Below are 2,582 nucleotides of genomic sequence, written 5' to 3'. Positions count from 1 at the left end.
GGGTTACAGACCTCCAGCACCCCAAACCCAAGTACCCCAACTATTGCAGAATCAACCCATGTTGCTGCAATGATTTACTATGAAAAAACTCTCTTTGGTAGTGGACCTAAATTGACAGCAGTTCACTTTTGATAAGAGCCTTAAGCCGCTTCTAAATAAAAATTAGCTTCCTCAAATCAACACAAAAAATATCTTACCAGCTAAATATAAAACTAAAAAATAAAGTTTTCTAATTAGATTGATATGTCTTGCAGCTTTTTTGCGCCAGGAATCGCCGGACTTGGGGAGGGGCTTGAAGGTGACTGAGGAGTTGCCCTATTTTTACTTGCCGCAGCTTCAAGCAATGCTCTTTTGATTGCTGCGTCAGCACCTTGCAAGCTGAAGGTAGCTAGTCCAAAGGTGCCATTTTGCAAGGGTACTGCAAAGCTGACTATTCCCACACTTCTTAAAGTATTGAGGACGGTAGTAAACGGGTCCAATATTTGAAATAACTTAGCACCTATTAACGAGCACCTCATGGAGAGCGATGAGGCCGATTGGATACTGCTCATGAGAACTGGCGATACTGCCCCCGGTCGACATAGCAAGGCATCATGCAAATAAAACATGCATTGGTCAATATTGCAATACAAGCCAAATGATGAGTTTGGGTTTGGTGAGGTATAAGCCTCAATAGTTGTTGGTGTGGCTAGAACGTGCCAATCTTGATAAATGGCAACTTCGGACGCTTTTACAGACCAGGGTATAAATAAAACATAAATAATAAACACGAGGTTTATTTTTAGACTGTGCATATTTATCCCCATATGACTATTTGGGTATTCATAATAGATTGAGGGGACAATCATGTTGAGAATTTTTCTAATACCCGTCTTCTACCACACCCAATATATTGGCAATTTTCTTAGCCGACGCTAATTTAATGGCTGCGGAATAAAAATAGGCGTCTCCCCCACTTTCAATTTGCTCTAGCTGCTTAGCCGATATACATCCTTGCTTTGCAAGCTCTTCTAGACTTAGGCCGGCATTTTCTCTTGCCGCTTTGATTTTGCTACCTAAAAAATTCTCAACATTGCTCAGCATGGTTTTTTAAGAAAAGGTTTTCCTAAACTGGTTAAGAGGCATTAACTCAATTTGGGCTGTTTTAATGTGCTTAAACTCGACCAAGCTAATGCCTTCCAGATTGGGTAGGTATATTTGTTTAACGACTACACTTTGCCCTTGACCATTAACGCAAATTTGATTAACTACTAACTGAGTTTCTAGCGCTTGCATTAGCAGGATTTACTACTTAGATGCAGTTTGCGCTGTACATGCCCCACCTTCAATTGGCTTGATGGTGACGATAGACTCAATAATTTGGTGTGAGCCACGAGAAATCACCAAGCGCATTGCTAACGGCAAGCTCTTATCTGGTGCAGAGCCTGTCAAAGTCATAACACGGTTATTAGTATCGAACTTCACCCATGAAGGTAATTTCTGGCCATTAGCAGTTGTGAGCTTGTAGCTCAAAATTCCAGGTGAAGTCATGTCTACGCTATCAGAAGCAAATAATTTTTCTGTTGGCGCGGAAGCGCTCAAGCTCGCATTGTTAATCATTGCAGAGATGGTGCTTGGCAACTCTTGTTTGACCATGCTACTCGAGTTAATCGCAGCCAATACTATTTCATCAGCGGCACCTGGTGTACTCATAGTAATTAATGCATCAGCACGTCCATTTCCGCAATTTGCGTTATTGGCACTATTGAAACTTGACCAGTCTGCACTGTAGAAGTTGTTATCACCATCACCCTCATCAGCAGCCAATTGCTGAATGATGCCAGGCATGATGACTGGAGCTGTATCAATTGCGGTGATATTGGCAGTTAGTGGAACTGTAACGTCAGTAATTTCATAATTGGCCGCATTAAGGCCGGTAAGGGTTAGGCCCAATAAATTTGGTCTTACTGCAATATTTCTGCCAGGGTTAGAACTCACAAATGTACCGCCAGTAACTTCACCACTGGCAACAGCTTGGTCCGCTCCGATTAAACCAATAACCGCGAATGAACCAGAAATCTTATCAGTTACATTGCCATCGTACGTTTTATCTTGCGCCCTCAATCCACTGATTGTTAGAGGTGCTTTGGTAATCTGCGCAGCCAAGGACTGTGGCGCAGCAATACCTGCGATGTAGTAGTTAGCGCCTTTAGCTCCAGCAAGTGACATGCCTGCAACCGGTCCATTAGTAGACGATAGAACTGGGGAGACAGTGATACCTGAACCTGCATTAGCAGATGCAAAAGCAAAACTATTTACATAGTTACCTGCTGTCGGTGCAGTGACGGCATCGCTACCCAATACTCCAGATAGAGTAATTGTTCCTGCCGTAACAGTGGCTGCAGTCGTAGTGTCATACACCTTGTTCTGAGCTGTCAGGCCACCAGTGATATAGACCGGTGCTTTGGTAATCTGCGCAGCCAAGGACTGTGGCGCAGCAATACCTGCGATGTAGTAGTTAGCGCCTTTAGCTCCAGCAAGTGACATGCCTGCAACCGGTCCATTAGTAGACGATAGAACTGGGGAGACAGTGATCCCTGAAC

Annotated in this window: 3 protein-coding genes; all 3 read right to left on the bottom strand. The window is 43.6% G+C overall.

All coding sequences use genetic code 11. The annotated features are described in order from the left end of the window. Window positions 1-233: 233 nt before the first annotated feature. The gene (locus tag ICN13_RS09980) at window positions 234-794 is read right to left on the bottom strand and encodes a hypothetical protein (protein WP_216140207.1); all 561 of its coding nucleotides are present in this window, start codon (window positions 792-794) and stop codon (window positions 234-236) included. Window positions 795-861: 67 nt separating this feature from the next. Further along, on the bottom strand, window positions 862-1,083 hold the full coding sequence (locus tag ICN13_RS09975; protein ID WP_216140206.1) for a helix-turn-helix domain-containing protein: 222 nt from the start codon (window positions 1,081-1,083) through the stop codon (window positions 862-864). Window positions 1,084-1,287: 204 nt separating this feature from the next. Further along, the coding region (locus tag ICN13_RS09970) for a YDG domain-containing protein (RefSeq protein WP_255534125.1) at window positions 1,288-2,582 on the bottom strand (1,295 nt) is incomplete at its 5' end.

This window comes from Polynucleobacter sp. MWH-Berg-3C6 (genome assembly GCF_018881855.1).
Classification (GTDB): Bacteria; Pseudomonadota; Gammaproteobacteria; order Burkholderiales; family Burkholderiaceae; genus Polynucleobacter.
This window is presented reverse-complemented; position numbering and strand designations above follow the sequence as displayed.

Bases quoted from the DNA above. Each gene is read 5' to 3' on its own strand.
- ICN13_RS09980 (WP_216140207.1), bottom strand. From the start codon at position 794: ATGCACAGTCTAAAAATAAACCTCGTGTTTATTATTTATGTTTTATTT.
- ICN13_RS09975 (WP_216140206.1), bottom strand. From the start codon at position 1,083: ATGCTGAGCAATGTTGAGAATTTTTTAGGTAGCAAAATCAAAGCGGCA.